Below are 526 nucleotides of genomic sequence, written 5' to 3'. Positions count from 1 at the left end.
TAGACGTATCTAGCGCGGCCATCAAAATGAAGATCGACTACGATCGTCTAATGATCTTAAACAAACTGCGCACACAAGGTTATGCAAAATTGATAAGTGTCGACGTTCGGATCAACCCTTCACTTTATCGTAATCGATACGAGAAAGACGATAGGCCAAAACGCCCGCCACTCACCGAGTCAGCAGCTCAATCACTGATGACCATCGCTGATATGGCCCCACCAAAAATCCAAGAGAGACTAAAAAGGCTCGCAGATATGGCAGAAAAATCTGGCCAATAACCATCATCACGTGCGGTAAAATTTAGATAGAAAAAAACCAGGTCGAAACCTGGTTTTTAATATTCTTTGACTAACTTATGCTAGCACCATGTTTGGCTCTGCAAAAGCGACTGGAGAACCGACTTCTTCTTCGAAAGTTGTCCATTCCCATGCTTCTTGATCCGCCAATACTGCGCGTAGAAGTTGGTTGTTTAAACCGTGACCTGATTTATAAGCACGGAATTCACCAATAATTGGATGACCAC

At 43.5% G+C, this 526-nt stretch carries 2 pseudogenes; one reads left to right on the top strand and one right to left on the bottom strand.

Annotated elements, in window-relative coordinates:
• Positions 1–281 (top strand): annotated as a pseudogene (locus tag R8N49_RS30165) (DUF721 domain-containing protein); the annotation flags it as partial.
• Between the two features lie 75 nt (positions 282–356).
• Here R8N49_RS30165 and lpxC read toward each other — a convergent pair.
• Positions 357–526 (bottom strand): annotated as a pseudogene (lpxC, locus tag R8N49_RS30160) (UDP-3-O-[3-hydroxymyristoyl] N-acetylglucosamine deacetylase); the annotation flags it as partial.

Source organism: Vibrio sp. 1978 (assembly GCF_033344345.1).
Note: the sequence above shows the minus strand (reverse complement) of the source record. Positions and strands in the feature narration are given on the sequence as shown.